General features: G+C 64.6%; 20 protein-coding genes. 11 read left to right on the top strand and 9 right to left on the bottom strand.

Annotation, left to right across the window (positions count from 1 at the left end; all coding sequences use genetic code 11):
- Nucleotides 1–41: 41 nt before the first annotated feature.
- From LT988_RS17870 to cydX, 3 genes are all read left to right on the top strand, one after another.
- Nucleotides 42–1,661 (top strand): cytochrome ubiquinol oxidase subunit I, encoded by a 1,620-nt coding sequence (locus tag LT988_RS17870; RefSeq protein ID WP_232410610.1) that lies wholly within the window; start codon nucleotides 42–44, stop codon nucleotides 1,659–1,661.
- Nucleotides 1,662–1,671: 10 nt separating this feature from the next.
- Nucleotides 1,672–2,814, top strand: coding sequence for a cytochrome d ubiquinol oxidase subunit II (gene cydB / locus LT988_RS17865; protein WP_332460490.1), 1,143 nt, complete (start codon nucleotides 1,672–1,674; stop codon nucleotides 2,812–2,814).
- A gap of 79 nt (nucleotides 2,815–2,893) precedes the next feature.
- Nucleotides 2,894–3,016 (top strand): cytochrome bd-I oxidase subunit CydX, encoded by a 123-nt coding sequence (cydX, locus tag LT988_RS17860; protein ID WP_232406878.1) that lies wholly within the window; start codon nucleotides 2,894–2,896, stop codon nucleotides 3,014–3,016.
- 50 nt (nucleotides 3,017–3,066) lie between these two features.
- Here the strand turns inward: cydX and LT988_RS17855 are convergent, their stop codons facing one another.
- A complete protein-coding gene (locus LT988_RS17855; RefSeq protein WP_232406877.1) occupies nucleotides 3,067–3,591 on the bottom strand; it encodes a hypothetical protein in 525 nt (174 codons plus the stop codon).
- 606 nt (nucleotides 3,592–4,197) lie between these two features.
- Between LT988_RS17855 and LT988_RS17845 the strand changes: the two genes are divergently transcribed.
- Nucleotides 4,198–4,518, top strand: a complete 321-nt coding sequence (locus LT988_RS17845; RefSeq protein ID WP_232410676.1) for a hypothetical protein — start codon at nucleotides 4,198–4,200, stop codon at nucleotides 4,516–4,518.
- Nucleotides 4,519–4,669: 151 nt separating this feature from the next.
- On the opposite strand, the gene kdsB is transcribed toward LT988_RS17845, so the two are convergent.
- The 5 genes from kdsB to LT988_RS17820 are packed head-to-tail and all read right to left on the bottom strand — an operon-like array spanning nucleotide 4,670 to nucleotide 9,345.
- Nucleotides 4,670–5,455: a 3-deoxy-manno-octulosonate cytidylyltransferase gene (gene kdsB, locus LT988_RS17840; RefSeq protein WP_232406876.1), complete on the bottom strand. Its 786-nt coding sequence runs from the start codon at nucleotides 5,453–5,455 to the stop codon at nucleotides 4,670–4,672.
- On the bottom strand, nucleotides 5,448–6,455 hold the full coding sequence (gene lpxK / locus LT988_RS17835) for a tetraacyldisaccharide 4'-kinase (protein ID WP_332460489.1): 1,008 nt from the start codon (nucleotides 6,453–6,455) through the stop codon (nucleotides 5,448–5,450). Before lpxK ends, kdsB begins: the two co-directional genes overlap by 8 nt.
- On the bottom strand, nucleotides 6,456–8,237 hold the full coding sequence (gene msbA, locus LT988_RS17830; protein WP_232406875.1) for a lipid A export permease/ATP-binding protein MsbA: 1,782 nt from the start codon (nucleotides 8,235–8,237) through the stop codon (nucleotides 6,456–6,458).
- Nucleotides 8,234–8,722, bottom strand: coding sequence for an ExbD/TolR family protein (locus LT988_RS17825; protein ID WP_232406874.1), 489 nt, complete (start codon nucleotides 8,720–8,722; stop codon nucleotides 8,234–8,236). The genes msbA and LT988_RS17825 overlap by 4 nt, the downstream gene beginning before the upstream one ends.
- Nucleotides 8,719–9,345 (bottom strand): MotA/TolQ/ExbB proton channel family protein, encoded by a 627-nt coding sequence (locus tag LT988_RS17820; RefSeq protein WP_232406873.1) that lies wholly within the window; start codon nucleotides 9,343–9,345, stop codon nucleotides 8,719–8,721. The genes LT988_RS17825 and LT988_RS17820 overlap by 4 nt, the downstream gene beginning before the upstream one ends.
- 247 nt (nucleotides 9,346–9,592) lie before the next feature.
- On the opposite strand from LT988_RS17820, the gene LT988_RS17815 reads away from it, so the two are divergent.
- The 7 genes from LT988_RS17815 (at nucleotide 9,593) to LT988_RS17785 (ending at nucleotide 18,471) form a co-directional block, all read left to right on the top strand.
- Nucleotides 9,593–10,174, top strand: coding sequence for a LemA family protein (locus LT988_RS17815; protein ID WP_232406872.1), 582 nt, complete (start codon nucleotides 9,593–9,595; stop codon nucleotides 10,172–10,174).
- Between the two features lie 194 nt (nucleotides 10,175–10,368).
- A complete protein-coding gene (locus LT988_RS17810) occupies nucleotides 10,369–12,285 on the top strand; it encodes a M48 family metallopeptidase (RefSeq protein ID WP_232406871.1) in 1,917 nt (638 codons plus the stop codon).
- Nucleotides 12,285–14,012 carry a single-stranded-DNA-specific exonuclease RecJ gene (recJ, locus tag LT988_RS17805; RefSeq protein WP_232406870.1) on the top strand — a complete coding sequence of 576 codons (1,728 nt, stop codon included), beginning with the start codon at nucleotides 12,285–12,287 and terminating at the stop codon, nucleotides 14,010–14,012. Before LT988_RS17810 ends, recJ begins: the two co-directional genes overlap by 1 nt.
- Nucleotides 14,013–14,186: 174 nt before the next feature.
- Nucleotides 14,187–14,717, top strand: coding sequence for a ribosome biogenesis factor YjgA (gene yjgA, locus LT988_RS17800; RefSeq protein ID WP_232406869.1), 531 nt, complete (start codon nucleotides 14,187–14,189; stop codon nucleotides 14,715–14,717).
- 219 nt (nucleotides 14,718–14,936) lie between these two features.
- The gene (locus tag LT988_RS17795) at nucleotides 14,937–15,983 is read left to right on the top strand and encodes a glycosyltransferase family 2 protein (RefSeq protein WP_232406868.1); all 1,047 of its coding nucleotides are present in this window, start codon (nucleotides 14,937–14,939) and stop codon (nucleotides 15,981–15,983) included.
- Nucleotides 15,980–17,608, top strand: a complete 1,629-nt coding sequence (locus LT988_RS17790; protein WP_232406867.1) for an ArnT family glycosyltransferase — start codon at nucleotides 15,980–15,982, stop codon at nucleotides 17,606–17,608. Before LT988_RS17795 ends, LT988_RS17790 begins: the two co-directional genes overlap by 4 nt.
- An 8-nt stretch (nucleotides 17,609–17,616) precedes the next feature.
- On the top strand, nucleotides 17,617–18,471 hold the full coding sequence (locus tag LT988_RS17785) for a phosphatase PAP2 family protein (protein WP_232406866.1): 855 nt from the start codon (nucleotides 17,617–17,619) through the stop codon (nucleotides 18,469–18,471).
- A gap of 180 nt (nucleotides 18,472–18,651) precedes the next feature.
- Here the strand turns inward: LT988_RS17785 and LT988_RS17780 are convergent, their stop codons facing one another.
- From LT988_RS17780 to LT988_RS17770, 3 genes are all read right to left on the bottom strand, one after another.
- Nucleotides 18,652–19,158, bottom strand: coding sequence for a DUF302 domain-containing protein (locus tag LT988_RS17780; RefSeq protein ID WP_232406865.1), 507 nt, complete (start codon nucleotides 19,156–19,158; stop codon nucleotides 18,652–18,654).
- Between the two features lie 45 nt (nucleotides 19,159–19,203).
- A complete protein-coding gene (locus LT988_RS17775; protein WP_232406864.1) occupies nucleotides 19,204–19,869 on the bottom strand; it encodes a c-type cytochrome in 666 nt (221 codons plus the stop codon).
- Between the two features lie 192 nt (nucleotides 19,870–20,061).
- Nucleotides 20,062–21,384 (bottom strand): protoporphyrinogen/coproporphyrinogen oxidase, encoded by a 1,323-nt coding sequence (locus LT988_RS17770; RefSeq protein WP_232406863.1) that lies wholly within the window; start codon nucleotides 21,382–21,384, stop codon nucleotides 20,062–20,064.
- Nucleotides 21,385–21,455 lie beyond the last annotated feature (71 nt).

Below are 21,455 nucleotides of genomic sequence, written 5' to 3'. Positions count from 1 at the left end.
CCTCCTTCCTGCTCCTGATCTCCAACCTCGGGACGATCGCCATGCTTGACAGCACCATGATCGAGCTCTCGCGGTGGCAATTCGCCATGACCGCGATGTACCACTTCCTTTTCGTACCCCTCACACTCGGCCTCGCCTGGATCCTGGTGATCATGGAGAGCGTCTATGTCATGACCGGACGCGAAATCTACCGGGACATGACCAAGTTCTGGGGCAAGCTCTTCGGCATCAACTTCGCGTTGGGCGTGACGACCGGTCTGACCATGGAGTTCCAATTCGGAACCAACTGGGCCTATTACAGCCACTACGTCGGGGACGTCTTCGGTGCGCCGCTCGCCATCGAGGGCCTGATGGCCTTTTTCCTGGAATCGACATTCATCGGTCTCTTCTTTTTGGGATGGGAGCGACTCTCCAAGCGCCAGCATCTGACCGTCACCTTCCTGATGGCACTTGCGTCCAACCTCTCGGCGCTCTGGATCCTGGTTGCCAACGGCTGGATGCAGAACCCGGTCGGTGCGGAGTTCAGCTACGAGACCATGCGCATGGAGATGACCAACTTCATGGAGGTCATCGTCAATCCGGTCGCGCAGGTCAAGTTCGTGCATACGGTGGCCGCCGGCTACGTGACTGCCTCCATGTTCGTGCTCGGCATCAGCTCCTGGTACATGCTCAAGGGGCGCGATCTGGCCTTCGCCAAGCGCTCCTTCTCGGTCGCGATCGGCTTCGGTCTGGCCGGAATCCTCTCGGTCATCCTGCTCGGCGACGAGTCCGGCTACGAGGTCGGCGACGTGCAGAAGGTGAAGCTGGCGGCGATCGAGGCGGAGTGGCATTCCGAGCCTGCACCGGCCGGCTTCACGATCATCGGCTTCCCGAGCAACGAGGACGAGGAGACGCACGGCGCGATCAGGATTCCTTGGCTCCTGGGGCTGATCGCAACCCGCTCGCTCGACACCGAGGTGAAGGGCCTGAAGGACCTGATGGTCGACCATGAGATCCGCATCCGCAGCGGCATGATCGCCTACGACTATCTGCAGCGCCTACGCGGCGATCAGGACACGCCCGAGAACCGCTCGGTCTTCGACGACCACAAGGACGATCTCGGCTACGGGCTCCTGCTCAAGCGCTACACGGACGACCCGAGCCAGGCCACCGAGGAGCAGATCCGCATGGCGGTCAAGGATTCGATTCCCGAGGTCGCGCCGCTCTTTTGGAGCTTCCGCGTGATGGTCGCGGCCGGATTCTGGATGCTGGGCTTGATGATCCTGGGCTTCTACTTCAATGCCAAGCGCGTCATTCAGGAGAAACGCTGGCTGCTGCGGCTGTTCCTGTGGAGCATCCCGGTGCCCTGGATCGCGGCGGAGACAGGCTGGTTCGTGGCCGAGTTCGGCCGTCAGCCATGGGCGATCGGCGAAGTTCTGCCCACCAGCATCGCCGCCTCGAGCCTGGCGCCGAGCGACCTGATGATCAGCCTCGCGGCCTTTATCCTTTTCTATACGGTGCTTCTGATCATCGAGATGTATTTGATGTTCAAGTTCGGGCGGCAGGGACCGAGCTCGTTGCATACGGGCCGCTACCACGATGAAGCGGCGGCAACAGCGTCCCGTTCAAACACCGCAGGCGGCCCGGCACCCGTGCTCGCACCGCAGAAACGGCAAGATTAGGGGACCGATCATGATCATCGACTACGAAGTCCTGAAGTTCATCTGGTGGGTGCTGGTCGGCGTGCTCCTGATCGGCTTCGCCGTGACCGACGGTATGGACATGGGCGTCGGCGCGCTCTTGCCCTTTTTGGGCAAGACCGACGACGAACGACGCGTCATCATCAACACCATCGGCCCGCACTGGGACGGCAACCAGGTTTGGCTGATCACGGCCGGCGGCGCCATCTTCGCCGCTTGGCCGATCGTCTATGCGACCGCCTTCTCAGGGTTCTATTTCGCGATGTTGCTCGCGCTCTTCGGGCTCTTCTTCCGCCCGGTCGGCTTCGACTACCGCAGCAAGATCGCCGATCCACGCTGGCGCAATGCTTGGGATTGGGGTCTCTTCATCGGCGGCGTGGTTCCGGCATTGGTGTTCGGCGTCGCCTTCGGCAATCTGCTGCTGGGCGTTCCGTTCCACCTCGACGATATGCTGAGATCCTTCTATACCGGCAGCTTCTTCGGTCTCTTTCATCCGTTCGCGCTGTTGGCCGGCATCCTCAGCGTCACCATGCTCACCATGCACGGTGCGGTCTGGCTCCAGGTGCGCACCGCCGAGCCCATCGCCTCGCGCGCCAAGGCCGCGGTTCGGGTCTTCGCGCTGATCAGCATGGCGGTGTTCGCGCTCGCCGGCGTCTGGCTGATCATCGGCGTCGATGGCTTCAAGGTCGTCTCCATGCCCGCGCTCGATGCGACACCCAACCCGTTGACCAAGGAGGTCGTCGCCGACTCTTGGGCCTGGTTGGCCAACTACAGCGCCCATCCGTGGACGTTGCTCTTCCCGGCGCTCGGCTTCGCGGGCCTATGGGCGACCATGAAGCTCGCCGCGGACGATCGTCCGGGCTGGGGCCTGGTGACCGGCAGTCTGGCAATCACCGGCATCATCGTCACCGCCGGCGTCAGCCTCTTCCCCTTCATCCTGCCGTCGCGGACGGATCCGAACAGCAGCCTGATCGTTTGGGACGCCGTCTCCAGCCATTTGACCCTGACGGTCATGTTCTGGGCCGCGGTCATTTTCATCCCGCTGATCCTGGCCTACACCACCTGGACCTACACCAAGATGTGGCGGCGGGTGACGGTGGAGGAGATCAGGGAGCAGGAGCATCTGGCTTACTGAGACACAGGGACGCGGGTCGTCTTCATGCGGCCCGCAAGCCCCTCGATCAAAGAGAGTGATCAACGAGAGGATGACCTCAATGTGGTACTTCGCCTGGATCCTGGGTGTGCTGCTGGCACTCGCCTTCGGCATCATCAACGTCATGTGGTACGAATCCGAGGAGTGTTTCAGACACACCGGGGACGCGCGACTTGACACCTAGCCCGCGGCGCGCCGGCACGCTCGTAAGACTCCGGTCATCGATGGCGCGCCTTATCGGCTGATCGAGCCGCGGCCAAAGCGCCCTTGGGCCGGCTGACTGCGCCGAGCCCGGTCCATCTGCATCTGCAAGCGCTGGCTCTGTTGTTGCGCCTCCAACTCCATCAATTGTCCCTGCATGCGGATCCGACCGGCCCGAACGTCCGGCATGCCATCTGCCCCGCCTCGGGGCACCAGCCGATCCTGCCGACGCGTCGAATCGAGGGCGCGGTCCTGCTGCTGGAGAAGCTCGCGGTAGCGGATCGCCTCGTTCCACTCGAGCGACTGCTGCCGAGTCGTCTCGGGGGGCGACAACGGACCGGACTGCTGTCTCGCCGCGCGCTGATCCTGCTGCAATCTCAACCAACCCGCTGCGGCGCGCTGGGACTGAATCCCCTGCGCACGCATCCCGTCCGTCTCGGCAGCGACCGGCATGGACATCCAGAGTGTTGCGATAACGACAGAGAGACAGGCCATTTGTCGCAGATGTCGCACCGTTGCGGTGCGGAAGAGGCCTTCGCACGTCTGAAACCTGTGCATCTCTCGGCTCCCATTATCGACTTCGCCGGCTTGCATGCTCGCAACCTATTGTTTCGACGAAGGCAAGGCTCCTGACAGAAAATTGGCATCTGTTCTGCATTACAGGGATCGAGACAACGCTTCCGATCTTCGGTTTCGTTCTCTGACCTCCTCAGTGGTGATTCGCCCCGCATCAGCGGGGTTTTTTTTGCTCGTCACCAGCGGCAAGCGCCCGTTGTGATGGTTGGCCAGCCAAGTGCGATCGCAGCGTTTCGCTCGGTTCGAGGATCGCGGGCCGACGGAATCTCGCTCTTTTCCGCGAGCCCTAAGAGCGCATGCTCGGGCTGATCCAGGACCGCAAACCCGCTCGCGGCGATCTCATAACCTTTCACATCCCGTCTAGACCGACCGACGGCCCGCCCAGTGTGAAGCAGCCACCGCAGAGTCGAGGCCGGGATATACTCGGTTCTGAATCAAGCCCTAACGAGGCCGCCATGCTTGCCGGTCAACTCCCCTACGAGATCGAGACCCGGCTCGACGCCTTAGCAACGCGAACCGGCCGGAGGAGTAAGACCTTCTACGTCCAAGAGGCAATCCTGGACCACCCGGATGATTTGGAGGACATCAATGAAGGCAGCAAATCCAACAACTCCAGCACAGCCCCAAGCACTCGATACCACGTTGCTGCAACGACTCAGAAGCTTGCTCGGACGTCGCTGTGAACATCAGGGACAGGTCTGGCGCCTGATCGACATCCTGCCCGGCGAGGGACTCGCGGTGCTGGAATCGGATCTCGCCCGACCTCCGATCCAAATGGATCAATACGGCCGAGCCAGCCATCGCGCCAACGCAATCCTGCAGATCCGGATCCTGGATCCGGTGGAAGGCGTGCTCACGCTCGAGATGCAAGATCTCCTGGACTGCCTTGAGTCGACGATCCGAGCCTGAATCACGACTAAGCGCCCGTTCGGAAAGCAAACACCACAAGAATCGTCGGATCGAGAACATCGCCTCGAAACCGCGTCACCCCAGCGCCGATCCGTGCGAAAGGGTATTACCCTCGCCACGACACCAACCGCTCGGCAGAGGAGACCCCGATTTAGGCCAGATGCCGCTCGGCCTCGGCCAGATCAGAGGCCGTATCCACACCCGGCCCCGGCTCGGACGCGGCGATCGCCACGTGGATGCGCTCGCCGTGCCAGAGCACGCGCAGTTGTTCGAGCGACTCCGCCACCTCCAGGGGCGACGGCGCCCAAGCCAGATAGCGTTTGAGAAAGCCGGCACGATAAGCATAGAGCCCGATGTGGCGGAGAAACGCGACCGATGCCGGCAACGTCTCGCGATCGGCGAGAAATTCGTCGCGATGCCATGGCATCGGGGCGCGCGAGAAGTAGAGCGCGTAGCCCTCGGCGTCCGTGACCACCTTGACGACGTGAGGATCGAACAGGGTCGTGCGATCCGAGATCGGCGCGGCCAGGGTGGACATGCCGAGATCGGCGATGCTCGCCAGGTCGGTCGCGACCTGATCCAGCAACGCCGCCGGCATCGCCGGCTCGTCGCCCTGCAGGTTGACCACCACCACATCATCACCCCATCCGCGCAGCCCGATCACCTCGCTGATGCGCTCGGACCCGCTGCGGTGTTCTCTCCCGGTCATCACCACCTCGGCGCCGAAACCGTGACAGACCTCGGCGATGCGTTGGTCATCGGTCGCGACCAGGACCTCGTCGGCGGCGCTCGCACGCGCACGCTCGACGACATGCTGGATCATCGGCTTGCCGGCGATCGGTATGAGCGGTTTGCCGGGCAAGCGGGTGGAACCGTACCGCGCGGGGATGACGATCTTGAATCCCACGGATTGCTCGGACATCTCTCGATCAGACATGGGTCTGTGCCTCCAGCTTACGAAAGAATGCCTCGATGAAGGCCCTTTCCAGCTCGGCCTCCACGGGCAGAAACCAGTGATCCTCGCCGGCAAAACGCATGCACTTCACGGCGTCCTTCTCGGTCATGAGGACCGGACCGGTCGGCCAATCCAGAAGATCCGGCGGTGCGAAGGGATAGTGATCCGGATAGGCGCGACCCTCCACCTCGAGGCCAAGCCCGCGCAGCGTGGCGAAGAAACGCTCGGGGTTGCCGATCGCCGCGATCGCGAAGATAGACCTCCCGACGAAATCCGCGATCGGTTTGGAGACGGCGGGGTCGCGGAGATTGACTGCCGCGCCCGGAACCAGACGCATCCGGTACCCGCCGTCCCTGTCGTCGCCCGGGCCGGAGCCATTGGTCAACACGAGATCAACCCTGCCCAGACGCGCGCGCGGCTCGCGCAACGGCCCGGCTGGCAGACAGCGCCCGTTGCCCAGACCGCGCGCGCCGTCGACGACCGCAACCTCGATGTCTCGGGCGAGCCGATAATGTTGAAGTCCGTCGTCGGCAAGCAGGATGTCCACGTCGCCCCGAGAGAGTGCAAGCGCACCGGCGGCGACGCGATCCGGTCCGGCGACGACGGGGCAGCCGCTGCGACGGGCCAGCAGCACCGGCTCGTCTCCGAACTCGCCAGGCTCGCCGTCCGGAGGAACAAGGCGCGGCACTGCCGCGCCTCCTCCGCCGCCCCGCCCCTTATAGCCTCTGGTGATGATCCCCGGACGCCAACCGCGTGCACGCAGCAGATCTGCAAGCTTCAGAACGGCCGGGGTCTTACCCGTCCCGCCGACGGTGAGATTGCCGACCACCACGACGGGCACCGACAGCCGCCGGCTCGCGAGCCAGCCCTTGCGATAGGCCAGGCGACGCAGTTGGACCACCGAACAGTAGAGCCAGGAGAGCGGCGCAAGGATGAGGCCGAGCGGGTGACGGCCGTACCAGATCGCGTTCGGGTCGATCACCTACGTCGCGACCGGGAGCTCGCCGGCATCGTGGAATTGAAGGCGGTGCAGCCGGGCGTAATAGCCGTCGTGCGCCAACAATTCGCCGTGGGTGCCCTGCTCGACGACGCAGCCGTTGTCCATCACCAGGATACGGTCGGCGTTCTCGATGGTGGAGAGCCGATGGGCGATCATCAGGGTCGTTCGGTTCGCCATCAACTCCTGCAGGGCGGCCTGGATATGGCGCTCGGATTCGGTGTCGAGCGCCGAGGTCGCTTCGTCCAGGATCAGGATCGGGGCATCTTTGAGCATGGCACGGGCGATCGCGAGACGCTGGCGCTGCCCGCCCGAGAGCATGACCCCGCGGTCGCCGATACGCGTCTCGAAGCCCTCGGGCATAGCCTGGATGAACTCGAGCGCATGGGCATTCGCGGCGATGCGCTCGAGCGTCTCGCGGGTCGGCGGTGACGGCTGACCGTAGGCGATGTTGTTGGAGATGCTGTCGTTGAAGAGCACCACGTCTTGACTCACCAGCGAGATCTGGGCACGCAGACTCGCCAGGGTGAGCTCGTGAATCGGGATGCCGTCGATCAGGATCTCGCCTGCGGTCGCATCGTAGAAGCGTGGAAGCAGGCTCGCCACCGTGCTCTTCCCGCTGCCCGAGCGCCCGACCAGCGCGACCCGCTCGCCCGGTGCAATCACGAGGTCGAGATCCCGGATCGCCGGCGGCTTTTCGGGCGAATACACATGCGTGACCCCGCGATACTCGACGCGCCCTTCGGCACGTTGCAGGACCCGCTGTCCCTGATCCCGCTCCTCCTCTGCATCCAACAGCTCGAACAGGCTCTGGGCCGCGATGATCCCGCGCTGCAGATGGGCATTAACCGAGGTCAGACGCTTCACCGGCGGCAGGAGCAGTCCCATCGCGACCACGAAGGACATGAAGGTGCCGACCGAGATGTCTTCCTTCAGCCCCTGCATGGTCGAGAGATAGACGATCACGGCGATCGCGACCGCCGAGATCAACTGAACCAGCGGCACGCTCGCCGCCTCGGTCGCAATCATCTTCATCTGAAGCGAGCGCGTCTTCTCGTTGATGGCGCTGAAACGCCGTGCCTCGAGTCGCTGCCCGCCGAACGCCTTGACCACCCGGTGGGCCTCGATCGCCTCCTGCGCCACCTGGGTCAGCGCACCGACCCGGTCCTGGATACGCCGGCTGTGGCGGCGAAAACGCTTGGTCGCATACTTGACCGCGCCGGCCATGAGCGGGCCAATCACCAGAAAGATCGCCGAGAGCGCCGCGTTCAGGTAGAGCATGTAGGCCATCAGGCCGATGACGGTGAAGCCGTCGCGGACCAGGGTCGTGATGGCTGAAGTGGCCGCGGTGGCGACGTTTTCGACGTTGTAGGTCAACTTGGCGAGGATGTGGCCGGAACCCTGGTTGTCGTAATAGCGCGTCGGTGCGCGCAGCAGATGCTCGAACATCCGTTGACGCAGATCGGCCACCACGCGTCGCCCGACCCAGCTCAGACAATAGTTGTTGACGAAGCCGGCGATCCCGCGGAAGACGAAGAGCACCACCAGCACGAACGGCATGAGGCGCACGATCTCCTCGTTGCGATCCACGAAGCTGCCGTCGATCAGCGGCTGCATCATGGCCGCGAAGAGGGGCTCGGTCGCCGCGAAGGCGATCATGGCCACGATCGAGACGCTGAACATGCGCCAGTAGGGTTTGACGTAGCCCAACAGCCGGCGATAGATGGGACCGGCTTCGACCTCGGAGCGGGACGCGTCGTCGGTCACTCAGCGACCTCCCCTGCAGATGGCGGCGTGGACTGCCCGGACGCGGGTCGAGCCGCCTCGGCATCGTCCTGACGGGCGCGGGTCGCCGCGAAGGCGATCTGCACCAGACCCACCTGACTGGCCGCGTCGAGCGCGGTCATCACCGCCTGGTGGGGCGTTTGTGCATCGGCCTGGATCAGCACGGGCAAAGGCTCGTCCTCCCCAAGGCGTTCCTTCAAGGCATCGACCAAGGTCTCGGTCTTGCGATCGAGCACGGCCCGATCGTCGACATTGAAGGACCCGGTCCGGTCAATGACGAGCCGGATCATCTCGGGCTCTTCGGCCGGAATCTCCTCGCCTTGCGCCTCGGGCAACTGCACACGCAGCCGGGCCTCGTCCTTGAAGGTTGTGGAGACCATAAAAAAGATCAGCAGGAGAAAGACGACATCGATCAACGGAGTGAGATTGATATCGGCGGGGTCGCGGCGGTGCGGACGCAGATTCACGCGGAGACCTCGCCGGATTCTCGCTCGCCCTTCATCACCTCTACGAGCCGCAGCGACTGCTCCTCCATGTCGAGCGCGAGCCGTGCGACCTTGTTCTCGAAGAATCGGTGAAACATCAGCGCCGGGATCGCGACCGAAAGACCGGCCGCGGTCGTGATGAGTGCCTTGGAGATCCCCCCGGCGAGCATGGCGGCATTGCCGACACCGGCGTCCATGATGACGCCGAAGACGTCGATCATTCCGAGCACCGTTCCCAGCAGACCCAGCAGCGGGGCAACCGATGCGATCGTCCCCAAACTGTTCAAAAAGCGCTCCAACTCGGCCACCACTTGCCGACCCGTGTCCTCGATCGATTCCTTCATGATCTCGCGCGAGTGGGCGCGATTGATGAGTCCCGCCGCAAGTAGACGCCCGAGCGGCGAACCGGTGCGGATCTCCTCGATCCGAGCATCGTTCAACTGCCCCCGACGGTGCCATTCCCAGATCCGGGCAACCAGATTCGCCGGCATGATCCGCGAGCGGCGCAGCGTCCAGCCACGCTCGATCACGACGGCTGTCGCGATGATCGAGCAAGCGACGATCGGCACCATGAGCCAACCCCCGGCATACATCAACTCAAGCACAAGAAGGGAACTCCTGATTCAAGGGGGCGCACCGCGGCACTCGCGATGCCACACGGACGCAATGGTACTCCCTCGACCCGCATCGGCAACCCGCCGCAGCACGCGAGCGGGCGCGACCCCTGCTTGCCCCGCGGGAGTGTGTTAGCCTTCCGCCGCATTGCCGAAGGCCGTGTGCCGGCCTCGGTCGGAGAACGGACCCGGCGACGACGGCGTTCCCGGGACAGGCATCATTGAAGGAGGTACACCGATGGGATGGACACTGCTCGGCTTGATCCTGCTGGTGGCAATTTTCGCCATCGTCATCTACAACCGGCTGATCTCGGGACGCAATCGCTACAAGAACGCCTTTGCTCAGATCGACGTCCAGCTCACGCGCCGCTACGACCTGATCCCGAATCTGGTCAAGGTCGCAGAGCGCTACATGACCCACGAACGCGAGACGCTCGAGGCCGTCATCCAGGCCCGCAACCAAGCGGTCGGCAGCCTCAAACAGGTCGCGGCCGATCCGGGTGACGGCGCCGCGGTGGCGATGCTGGCCCAAGCGGAGATGGGCGTCGCCGGCGCCTTGGGAAAATTGTTTGCACTCGCCGAGGCCTACCCGGACCTCAAGGCCAACCAAAACATGATGCAGCTCTCCGAAGAGCTGGTCAGCACCGAGAACCGGGTCGCCTTCGCACGCCAGGCCTTCAACGATGCCGTGATGAGCTACAACAATCTACGCGAGGTCTTCCCGAACAACCTGATCGCGGGCCAGTTCGGTTTCAATGCCGCACAGTTGCTGGAGATCGACGCGCCGGAGAAGCGCGAAGCCGTCCCAGTCACCTTCTGAACCGCGCTTGTAGGTCTATGGAAGGACTGCATTCGGGAACGACCTCTCCGTGATCCAAGAACACGGCCGTGCGCGGTTCAGGATATTTTTATATTTTTTAATAACTTAAACTGCGTCCGCGCCGACGCCGGCAGATGACCCCGAAGACCACACCCACGCGAAAGCCCCACATGAACACTCAGGACGCAGTTTAATTGGACTTCTTCGCGCATCAGGACCGGGCCCGTCGGCGCACGCATCTCCTCGTCGTCCTGTTCGCCCTCGCCGTGATCAGCATCGTGGCGGTGGTCGACCTGGTCGCACTCGCCTTCCTGGGGCTCGGCTCGGATCCGGAGGGACTCCTCCTCTCCCCGTCGCTCTCGCCGGTGGCGGTCCGCGAGAGCCTCCCGCTGCTCATCTGGGTGTCTGTTCTGACTGCGGGTGCGATCGGGCTCGCCAGCCTGTTCCGCATCCTCACGTTGCGCAACGGCGGCGGGGCGGTCGCGCGCGGGGTTGGCGGGGTCATGGTCAATGCTGACACGACGGATCCGCAGCTGCAGCGCTTGCGCAACGTGGTCGAGGAGATGTCGATCGCCGCGGGCGTGCCGGTGCCTCAGATCTACGTGCTCGAGCAGGAGGAGGGGATCAATGCCTTCGCTGCGGGTTATTCGCCTGCAGATGCGGCGATCGCGGTCACCCGGGGTGCGCTGCGGACACTGAACCGATCCGAGTTGCAGGGCGTTGTCGCACACGAATTCTCGCATATCCTCAACGGCGACATGCGGCTCAACATCCGGCTGATCGGGATCCTGTTCGGGATCCTCGTGCTCGCCATCATCGGCAGACTCATGCTCTCCGTTCGGCATGGCCGAGCCAGCAAGAACACCGCCGCGATCGCCATGATCGGCCTCGCCCTGGTCGCAACCGGCTACATCGGGCTGTTCTTCGGCCGCCTGATCCGAGCTGCGGTGTCGCGGCAACGTGAGTTTCTGGCCGACGCATCGGCCGTTCAATTCACCCGCGAGCCCGAGGGGATCGCGGGCGCCCTGAAAAAGATCGGCGCGGCGCCGGCCGGTTCGGCGCTCGCATCCGACAGCGAGGAGATCGGGCACATGCTCTTTGCTGCGGGGCTGACGCGGCGGCTCTTGGCCACACATCCGCCGATTGCCGATCGCATTCGTGCGATCGAGCCCGGCTTCGACCCCACAGAGCTCGAGATGATGCGTGTGATGTCGTCCAAGGCCGCGCCGAGCGGGGCCGGCGTCGTCGCCTCGATGGCCGAAGCCCGCCCGGCCGTCGAAGCTCGGCCGAGCGCGTCGAGCCTCGATGCGGACCACATCGTCGGCGCGATCGGCCGGCCGGATACGGCGCGGATCCAGGTGGCAGCTCGTCTGACCCGGGCGATCCCGGAACCGCTCGCGCGCGCCGCCCGCTCCACCGAGTGGGTCATGACGGTGGTCTGCTATCTGCTGATCGACCAGGACCCCGATGTACGCGAGCACCAGCTCTTGATGGTCGCCGAGACGCTCGGCAGCGAGGGCGAGCGTCAGGTGAGCACCCTCCTCTCCGCGGTACCGAGCCTCGCCGCGGATCTGCGTATCCCGCTGCTCGAGATCGCCTTCCCGACCCTGCGCCGTCGTCCTCAGACCGAGCTGACCCGCTTGATGGCGCTGCTCGATCGGCTGATCCATGCAGACGGGCGAATTGATGTCTTCGAGTATGTCCTCGCACGCCTCCTCGCCCGGCAGATTCAGGACACCATCGCCCCGACCGATGCGCACAGCTCCGGAACCACCCGACTGTCCGATTGCGAAGACGAGACCCGTGACCTGCTGATCATCCTAGCGGTGCACGGCAACCCGGATCAGCGCGCCGCGCGGACCGCCTTCGCCGCCGGTCTGGCGTCGCTCGGGATGCGTCCGCGCGAATTGGCAGCAATCGCAGCAGAGCACTGGCCGGATCGCCTCGACCGCGCGCTCGCCAGACTCGATCGGCTACGCATGGACGACAAAGAGCGCCTGCTCCGGGCGCTGATCGCGACGCTGAAGCACGCCGGGATCAACCGGACAGAGATCGAGCTACTGCGCGCCGTCGTCTCGGCGCTGCATGTCCCTCTGCCGGTATTGGACTGATGTCGCGCCCCGGGATTCGACGTGCGCCGAGCGCTGCAGCGCTCGCCGCGGCGCGCACACCGGCCGAGTTGCTCTCCAGACTCTATGCGAATCGCGGTCTGCATGACGCCGAGGAGGCTGCACCCGGACTCTCGGCACTCCACCCTGCAAGCGCACTGCGCGGGATCGATCAAGCGGTCGATCTGTTGGTGCACTACATCCGCGGCGGCGGCCATCTTCTGATCGTCTCGGACTATGACGCCGACGGTGCGACCGGCGGCGCCTTGGCGGTCCGGGGTCTGCGCAGCCTGGGTGCGGCTCAGGTCTCTTACCTGATCCCCAGCCGGTTCGCGTTCGGCTACGGCCTGAGTCCGGCAGTGGTGGACGCCGCCGCACCACGCCGGCCGGATCTCCTGATCACGGTCGACAACGGCATCGCCAGTCTCGCCGGGGTGGCGCACGCGGCGGAGCTGGGCATCCCGGTCCTGGTGACGGACCATCATCTGCCCGGCGAGCGGCTCCCGGACGCCGCCGCGATCCTTAATCCCAATCAGCCGGGTTGCAATTTCCCGAGCAAGCACCTGGCCGGAGTCGGTGTCGTCTTCTATCTCCTGGTCGCCGCACGTTCCCGTCTGCGCGAGCAGGGCTGGTTCGGTGCAAGTCGACCCGAGCCCAAACTGGCGGATTTGCTGGACCTGGTCGCCCTGGGCACGGTTGCCGACGTGGTAACCCTGGACCGCAACAATCGGATCCTGGTCGAGCAGGGACTCAGACGCATCCGCGCCGGGCGCTGCAGCCCGGGCGTCCGCGCACTCCTGACGATCGGCGGGCGGGACCCGAGCCGGGCGACGGCGACCGATCTGGCCTTCTGCGCCGCGCCTCGACTCAACGCGGCCGGTCGGATCGAGGACATGTCGGTGGGTGTCGAATGTCTGCTGAGCGACGACCCGCAGGTCGCCGCGGACCTTGCAGCGCGTCTCGACGCCCTGAACCGACGCCGCCGCGAGATCGAGGGCGAGATGAGGGACGCGGCCGAGTCCTCGCTCGCGCGGCTTTGTCTGGACGGCGACGCACTGCCGCCCGGACTCTGTCTCTTCGGCGAGGACTGGCACCAGGGCGTCTCGGGGATCGTCGCGGCGAGGATCCGCGAGCGGTATCATCGTCCCGTGATCGCCTTTGCGAACGGCGGTGACGGATTTCTGCGAGGCTCGGCGCGATCGGTCGACGGGGTCCATGTCCGAGACCTGATCGCATGGGTGGATCGGCAAGATCCGGGCTTGATCGAGCGCTTCGGCGGGCATGCGATGGCGGCCGGCCTCAGTATTCGCCCGGAGGCCTTGCCCCGGTTCCGAGAGGCGTTTGCGGAGGCCGTACGCACAGTGGCAGGCGACCGGCCGCCGCAGCCGGAGATCGCATCCGACGGTGCGCTGCCGCAGCGGCTCATGACCTTGGAGACCGCAGAGACCCTGCGCGTGGCCGGCCCCTGGGGAAAGGGCTTCCCGGAGCCCCGTTTCGACGGGACCTTCGATGTCTTAAGCGCACGTCTGGTGGGAGAGCGCCATCTCAAGCTTCGTCTTGCCGGAGCTGCCGCCGAGGGAGGACCGATCGAGGCCATCGGCTTCAACCTGGGCGAGCAGATCTCGGAGGCCGGCGGCGCCGTGCGGCTCGCCTACCGACTGGACGTCAACGACTACCGAGGCAACCGCTCGGCACAATTGATCCTCGAGCATCTGGAGCCGGCCGCATGACGGATCTTGAATCGCAAAGGCGCAAACAGCGCACAGGTTTTGTTTGACGTGATCACGCCGGCCGCCCGGTCGGGGCCCGACGCTCCTCTGCGGCGAGGCGCGAACCGCATCGCGGCGTGCCGGTGCGGTTCGCAGGCTCACCGCACCCTACGCGGCTTATTTTTGGATTTCGCGATGAACGCTACGATCGACGACGAAGACGGGTATGAGGACGAAGAGCGCGGCCCGAGTAAGAGCCAGCTCAAGCGCGAGAAGCTGGCCCTGCAGGCCTTGGCCGAGCGGATGGCCGGGATGCCTCGGGCCGAGCTGGAACGTCTGAACCTCAGTGCCGCGACCTGGGCGGCCTTGGACGAAACGCCTCGGATCAAGGATATCCGCGCCCGCGGTCGCCACTGGAAACGTATCGCCAACCTGCTGGAACGCGAGGACATGGCCGCCGTCCACGCCCTGGTCGACCAGGCCGAGGACCGCGAGCGCCAGGCCGCCGCGCATCTGCATGCGTTGGAGCGATGGCGCGAGCGACTCATCGCCGACGACGAGGGCGCGCTGAGCGAGTTCATCGACGCATGCCCGAATGTCGACCGCCAGCAGCTGCGCACCCTGATCCGCGCCGCGCAACGCGACCAGGAGCGCGGCCGGCCAGATGCACCGCGCAAGCTGTTCCGCTTTCTGCGGGACAGCCTGGAGTCCAACCCGCACGCATAGCATGGTAGAGCACAGCGAAACCCATCCTACGCGTGAGTAACAAGTCAGAAATACGTTGAGCACCGAATCTGATCGTTGCCGATGACGACAACGACAACGACTAACCTGGTACAGGGGTTCTCTCGTCGAGTTGTTTTACTTTTGTTGGACCGTTTGAACCGTTTCTGAGGCGCTCTTTCGGGGCTTTGGATGTGCTGGCTGTGACCATTTGGAACTCACATGAACACCGCGATTGAACCGGCGCCTGTGGCGGCGAACGCGACCGGACAGCTCACGACGGACCATCCGTCGCTCTCCGTCGTCATCCCCATGTATCGGGAGGTCGACAACGTCGAGCCCATGCTGAGACGGGTCCACGAAGGACTTGCGGAGTACCGCGGCGCCTGGGAGCTGATCTGTGTCGACGACGGCAGCCGCGACGGCACCGGCGAGCGTCTGCGTGCAGTCGGCGAGCGTTACGGCCCGCATGTACGGGTGATCCGGCTCCGGCGCAACTTCGGCCAGACCGCGGCCATGCAGGCCGGATTCGACGCCTCCCGCGGCGAGCTGATCGCCACGCTCGACGGCGATCTGCAGAACGACCCGGCCGACATCCCGCGCATGGTCGACGAGCTGCTCGCGCGCGATCTGGATCTCCTGCAGGGCTGGCGTCGCCAACGCCAGGATGCGCTCGTCATGCGCAAGCTGCCCTCCAAGATCGCCAATGCACTGATCGGCAGGGTGACCGGCGTCGCCCTGCACGACTACGGCTGCAGCCTCAAGGTCTATCGCGCGGAGGTGATCAAAGAGGTCACCCTGCTCGGGGAGATGCACCGATTCATCCCGGTCTGGGTGGCCGGTGTCACCGCGCCCGAGCGTATCGGCGAGACCGAGGTCGCCCATCAGGCGCGCCAGTTCGGGACCTCCAAATACGGGATCTCGCGCACCTTCCGGGTGCTGCTCGACCTCCTGTCGGCCTTCTTCTTTCTGCGGTTCGGATCGCGGCCGGGACACTTCTTCGGCTCCATCGGGATCCTCTTCGGCGTGGTCGGGAGCATCCTGATGGCCGAGATGCTCTGGGTGAAGTTCGGGCTCGGACAGCACATCGGGACACGGCCGATGCTCTTCGTGGCCATCCTCTTCCTGGTCGTCTCGATCCAGTTTCTGACCACCGGCGTGCTCGCCGAGCTGATGATGCGCACCTTCTACGCCTCCGGCGAGCACACACATCATCGGATTCGCTGGCAATCCGATCCGGCGCACGCAGACTGGAGACACGCGACATGACCCAGACACTCGCCGATCGCGGCCCGCGCGACGTGCTCGGGCGCATCCTGACCTCGCCTTGGCTGCTCGTCGCGGTCGTCCTCCTGAGCTTCTACTGGCAGCTCGGCGCGGTGCCGCTCTACGATCTGGACGAGGGTGCCTTTACCGAGGCCACCCGCGAGATGCTGGCGAGCGGCAACTTCATTACCCCTCACAAGGACGGGGAGCCCCGCTACGACAAGCCGGTGCTCATCTACTGGTTGCAGGCGGCCTCCGCGCAGGCGTTCGGATTCAACGAGCTGGCCCTGCGTCTGCCCTCGGCGATTGCCGCGACCCTTTGGGTGCTCGCGGTCTGGGGCTTCGTGCGCGAGCGCCTGGACCGGGAGAGCGCGGTCATCGCCGGAGTGGTGATGGCCTTGAGCCTCCAGGTCTCGGTCATCGCCAAGGGGGCTGTCGCCGACGCGGTGCTCAACCTCTTTATCGCCCTCGCCTTCTTCGAGATCTATCGCTATTACCTCGACCCGGACCCCGCGACCAACCGCCGCTTCGTGGTGCGGGCCTTCCTCTGGATGGGACTCGGCTTCCTGACCAAAGGCCCGGTGGCGGTCTTCTTTCCGGTGGTGGTCAGTCTTCTGTTCTTCGGGTCACAACGTGCGCTGGGGCGCTGGGCGCAGGCAGCCTTTTCGTCCAAGGGTTGGCTGGTCTTCGTTGCGGTCGCCTTGCCCTGGTATCTCGCGGTTTATCTCGACGACGGGCCGGGATTCTTCCGCAGCTTCTTCCTGGAGCACAATGCCGGGCGTTTCGGCGATGCCATGCATGGCCACGCCGGGTTTCCGGGCTATTACCTGGTAATGCTGCCGATCATCCTGCTGCCCTTTACCGGATGGTTCCTGCGTCTCTTGCCGGGGCTGCGCGCCGCCTGGTCGGATCCGCTCGAGCGCTTCCTCTGGCTCTGGTTCGGCACGGTGTTCGTCTTCTTCTCCTTCTCCGGGACCAAGCTGCCGCATTACCTGCTCTATGGGGCGACCCCGCTCTTTATCCTGATGGCCAAGCATCGGGATCTCCTCAAGGGTCGCTGGCTCGCCTTCACCGCACCGTTGATCTTCCTCGGCCTACTGGTTGCACTGCCGGGGGTTGTCGGCCTGGCCGAATCCCAAGCGGACCGGGCACATGAGGTCGCCATGTTCCAAGAGGCCCGCGGGGTCCTGGGGTTCGACTATCGGCTCGCCATGCTCGCCGGCCTGGCCGCGATGATCGGTCTGCTCCTGTGGTCTCGCCCGCCCCTTTGGCAGCGGCTGATCCTTGCCGGAGTGATCCAAACGCTGGTGGTCTTCGGGGCGCTGGTCCCGCGCGTCTTCGAGGTGATGCAGACGCCCGTCAAGGAGGCAGGCCTGCTGGCGCGAGAGCTGAACCTCCCGACCGTGGTCTACCGCACCTCGATGCCGAGCTTCAGTGTCTATCGCGATGCCGTCACACCGAATCGTCCTCCGCTGCCCGGCGAGCTGGTCTTCCTGCGTGTCGACAAGCTCGACGCCCTGGCCGCTGATTTCCCGGGTCTGCAGCAAGATCTTGTGTATCGTCGAGGTCCGGTCGCCTTGGTACGGATGGGGCACGCGGGCGACAGAAACGACGTCGGCGAACCCTGACGACGTCGATGCATACCGATTTCATCGCATTCTGGAAACAGACCCTTCGGAAGCAATTGGAGACGGGGGTCACTCGAACCCCGCCGACATCATCGAGCGGCGCGGCCTGGTTGTCGGGGTGGGCCAAGGTCTGCCTGATCGTCGGCCTGACGCTCTATCTCGGCGTTGGATACGACGCCGGCTTCATCCGGATCAACGCCGCCGCGGCGGCCTATCCGGACTGGGTCTGGCAGTGTCTGACGGTCTTTGGCGACGAGCGTGTCGCCTTCGCCTTGGCGCTTCTCTTCGCGTTGCGCTACCCGAGGGTGTTCTGGGCGCTGGTGCTCGCGGCGCTGATCGCGGCCGCCTACAGCCGCGGGTTCAAGGCGCTGTTCGACACGACGCGCCCGCCCGGCATGCTCGCGGCCGGAACCTTCAATCTGATCGGACCAAGCCACACCCGCGCAAGCTTTCCGTCCGGTCACAGCGCGACCGCAGCGGTCTTTTTCGGGGTCTTGATCTACTACGCACGCTGGACGTGGCTGAGAGCGCTGTTCCTGACGCTGGCCGTGTTGGCCGGAGTGAGCCGGATCGCGGTCGGCGTGCACTGGCCGGTCGACGTGGCAGCCGGCCTGTTCGGCGGGGCACTCGCGGCCTGGCTCGGTGCGGTCCTTGCGGCCCGGTGGCCGGGGCCGGCGACAAATCTACAGGCTCATGTCGCCGTCGTGGGATTGGCAGTGATCCTGGCGATCACGCTGCTCTTCGACGATGGGGGTTACCACGCGGCGGCAACGCCCTTGGCCGTCCTCGGCGTTCTCGCTCTGGGGATCGCGGGGACGCAGTACCTGATTCGACCTTGGCTCGGCTATCGGCGCGGCTCATAAAGCCGCCTCCATCGCTGATCGGATCGGCGGAGTGGAGAAACCCGTAGGGTGGACGAGCGAGAGCGAAGTCCACCGAACTCTGCGCCGGCGCTGGTGGACTGCGCTGCGCTTGTCCACCCTACTGGCTTTGCCGCCTGACCGGCCGCACTCGCAGGAAGGCAGACCCGACGGGCTGGAGGGTCAGAATTCGCCGGTCGCGCCTGCGGTAATGATGTCGAGCATCTGGCCGTTGATTCCGAGTGCCAGGGCTTGGAGCTCGGGCGGCAGATTATAGGCGCTGATCAGCATATCCAGGTTGAGCATCTGCAACCAGATCCGACCGTCCTTATCCTCCACAAGCGCGATACTACACGGCATGTAGGCCGCAAAGATGGTGTTGAATCGCGCCATCTTGACCGCGTCTTCCGGATTGCAGAACTGGAAGATCTCCAATCGCATCGAGTCGATACCGCGGTTTCCGACCTCTTGACCGACGTTCAGATGCGCGACCAGACGCATGTTGAGCTCGACCGCCTTCGAGAGCATGGCCTCGCCCGCGGCATCGGCGGTGACGCCTGGCGCAAGGCCGACCTTCAGTACGGTGTGCTCGACATCCGACACGCGGATCTCGGGGGCGGCATCCTCGGCCGCCATCAGCGGAAAAGACGTCACCAAGGCGAGTGCAACGACAAGGCTCAGGTATTTCATTCTTGTATCCTCAAGATATTCTTATGGATGTGTCCGACACGGGGCTCAGTTCTTGTCGTCGCTCTTATCATCGATGGTGGTCACAAACCCGATGATGTCGAGGATGTCCTGATCGCTGTAGTCCACGAAGGTCTCGTCCTCCGGATCATTGGCGTGCATCCGCTTACCGGCCTTGAATTTCTCGATCTGCCGGAAGAGATAGCCATCGTACTGGCCGGCGAGCTTGGGACTTTCCTTGCGCTTGTTTCCCTCGGCCGAGCGTCCGTGGCAGGTCTTGCAGTCGCTCTTATAGATATCTTCGCCGTTCTCGACATCCGAACCGTCCGGTGTCGGCACATCGAGCGGGTGAACAGCGTCGAGGTCGATGCTCGCGATATAGGCGGATAGGCTGGCAAGATCGTTGTCCGACAATGTACGCAGACCGCCGACCACGGTCATGGCCGCATGTTCGCGCACGCCGTCGCGGTAGTCGGTCAGACTCTTCATTAAATAGTAATCGGGCAAACCGGCCAAGCGTGGGTATTTTCCGCCCAAGATACCCTGCGAGTATTGACCGTGGCAGAGCGCACACTGGCGATGCAGGCGTTGACCGTGATCCAGATCCGGCTCCACCTCCGCCTCGGAGGTGCTGGCGAGGACCGAAGGGGTAATGGCCGAGGCGCCCGAGACAGCGAGTGAAAAAGCCAGCGCACGAACTAGGGGAGAGCTCATACTCCAAACTCCAGGTGGATGATTGTTCTCGTGAGCGGCTACGATAGGAGATCGGCCGCATAGGTGCAACCCATTCAGGATCTTGGGTTTTCTCGCCGACAGAACCCCTTCTTTCGGTAGGGTCTGAACCGGTCGGGAAGACCCCGACAGGGTCGGTCAAGACCCCGACGCGGGCGCGGGCGAGATCCACGGTCAGGAATCGGCAGAGGGCAAACTCCTGGTGCGCGGATCGGCATCCGACTGCCCGATACCGTCTCCCGCGCGGTTGCCGAGCAGGTTGCTTGCGATCTCCTCCCCCGCACGACGACCGGAATGCAGTGCCCAGTGGATCGAGGGCGCCGATCGATACTCGCCGCAGGTCCAGAGCCCATCGGATTGACGCAGCCGCACCGCGCCCGGATAGGCGACGGGCGGCGACTGAACCGGCAAGGCGCGCGGCAGCCGATACACCGCCAGGCGCGTCCAGGCCTGGACCTGATCGCCGAACCAGCCAATCAACTCGCGACGTAAATCGGTTTCGAGCGCATCCGGGTTATGCTCCGCGCCGTGCACGTTGACCGCAATAAGACTTTCGCCCCGCGGGGCATAATCATCCGAGAGATTGCTCGGACAGAGCAGGCTGTTGATCCGCCCGCGCCCCTCGCCGTTGACCACGAGATACGGCCCCTCGATCGGCGGCGCGCTCGCCGTGAAATAGACACAGGTGGTTCCACGGCCCGCCACCGCGGCGCTGTGGGATCGACCTAGAAGACGCGCCGTTTCATGGCCTTCGGTCGCAAGCACGATGGCGCCCGCCCGCAAGCGCTCGCCGGTGTCGAGCACGACCTGTTGATCCAGGATGCGCTCGACCCGTGCGCCGGTGCGGATGGAGTCGCGCGGCAGCTGCTGCGCGAGCTGTCCCGGAAGCTCGCCCATGCCGCGCGCCGGTAGGGCCGTGTCGCCCAGCGCGAAGGCGCGAAACACGAACTCGAAAGCGCGGGAGGACACACCCAGTCCGGGCTCGAAGAAGACGCCGCTGAAGAACGGCTTGAAGAAGCGCTCGACCATGCGTGCCGAGAAACCCAGCTCGCGCAGCAAGGTCAACGCCTCGCGCTCCGGACGTGAGTAGAGCGCTTGGAGATCGCCCGCCAGGGCACGGCGACGCAACATCAGCAGTCTCAGCTTGTCGCCGAGGCTTCCCACCGGCGAAATCAGCATCTCGGGGAGCCGTGCCGGCCGGCGCCAGATATCGCTGACCCGATGTAGCTGCCCCTGCGTGCGCACGAGCGCCCCCGGATAGAAGGGACGCAGGTCCAGGCGCGCATAGTCGAAGAACCGCTGCGCCTCCGGATACCAGGTCTGCAGGACCTGGAAACCGCGATCCAGGAGAAAACCATCGCGTCGATCGGTGCGCACGCGCCCGCCGGGGACGTCCGACGCCTCGATGAGCAGGGGCTCGAAACCCCGTTCCCGAAGTGTGACTGCACAGGCCAGTCCGGAGAGACCGGCACCGATGATGATGACGTCTTTGCTCATGGCTAAACCGCGTCCGAAGTGATATGGGCTGTGTTCAGTCTGGCTTGGTCTCGAGACCATCTGTATCGACG

The organism is Thiocapsa bogorovii (assembly GCF_021228795.1).
Classification (GTDB): Bacteria; Pseudomonadota; Gammaproteobacteria; order Chromatiales; family Chromatiaceae; genus Thiocapsa; species Thiocapsa bogorovii.
Note: the sequence above shows the minus strand (reverse complement) of the source record. Positions and strands in the feature narration are given on the sequence as shown.

What these genes read in the sequence shown, in the direction of transcription:
- recJ (WP_232406870.1), top strand. Translation starts at nt 12,285, where the DNA reads ATGTCGCGCCCCGGGATTCGACGTGCGCCGAGCGCTGCAGCGCTCGCC.
- cydB (WP_332460490.1), top strand. Translation starts at nt 1,672, where the DNA reads ATGATCATCGACTACGAAGTCCTGAAGTTCATCTGGTGGGTGCTGGTC.
- cydX (WP_232406878.1), top strand. Translation starts at nt 2,894, where the DNA reads ATGTGGTACTTCGCCTGGATCCTGGGTGTGCTGCTGGCACTCGCCTTC.
- LT988_RS17780 (WP_232406865.1), bottom strand. Translation starts at nt 19,158, where the DNA reads ATGAAATACCTGAGCCTTGTCGTTGCACTCGCCTTGGTGACGTCTTTT.
- LT988_RS17870 (WP_232410610.1), top strand. Translation starts at nt 42, where the DNA reads ATGCTTGACAGCACCATGATCGAGCTCTCGCGGTGGCAATTCGCCATG.
- yjgA (WP_232406869.1), top strand. Translation starts at nt 14,187, where the DNA reads ATGAACGCTACGATCGACGACGAAGACGGGTATGAGGACGAAGAGCGC.
- LT988_RS17815 (WP_232406872.1), top strand. Translation starts at nt 9,593, where the DNA reads ATGGGATGGACACTGCTCGGCTTGATCCTGCTGGTGGCAATTTTCGCC.
- LT988_RS17845 (WP_232410676.1), top strand. Translation starts at nt 4,198, where the DNA reads ATGAAGGCAGCAAATCCAACAACTCCAGCACAGCCCCAAGCACTCGAT.
- LT988_RS17785 (WP_232406866.1), top strand. Translation starts at nt 17,617, where the DNA reads ATGCATACCGATTTCATCGCATTCTGGAAACAGACCCTTCGGAAGCAA.
- kdsB (WP_232406876.1), bottom strand. Translation starts at nt 5,455, where the DNA reads ATGTCTGATCGAGAGATGTCCGAGCAATCCGTGGGATTCAAGATCGTC.
- LT988_RS17790 (WP_232406867.1), top strand. Translation starts at nt 15,980, where the DNA reads ATGACCCAGACACTCGCCGATCGCGGCCCGCGCGACGTGCTCGGGCGC.
- LT988_RS17795 (WP_232406868.1), top strand. Translation starts at nt 14,937, where the DNA reads ATGAACACCGCGATTGAACCGGCGCCTGTGGCGGCGAACGCGACCGGA.
- LT988_RS17855 (WP_232406877.1), bottom strand. Translation starts at nt 3,591, where the DNA reads ATGCACAGGTTTCAGACGTGCGAAGGCCTCTTCCGCACCGCAACGGTG.
- LT988_RS17770 (WP_232406863.1), bottom strand. Translation starts at nt 21,384, where the DNA reads ATGAGCAAAGACGTCATCATCATCGGTGCCGGTCTCTCCGGACTGGCC.
- LT988_RS17775 (WP_232406864.1), bottom strand. Translation starts at nt 19,869, where the DNA reads ATGAGCTCTCCCCTAGTTCGTGCGCTGGCTTTTTCACTCGCTGTCTCG.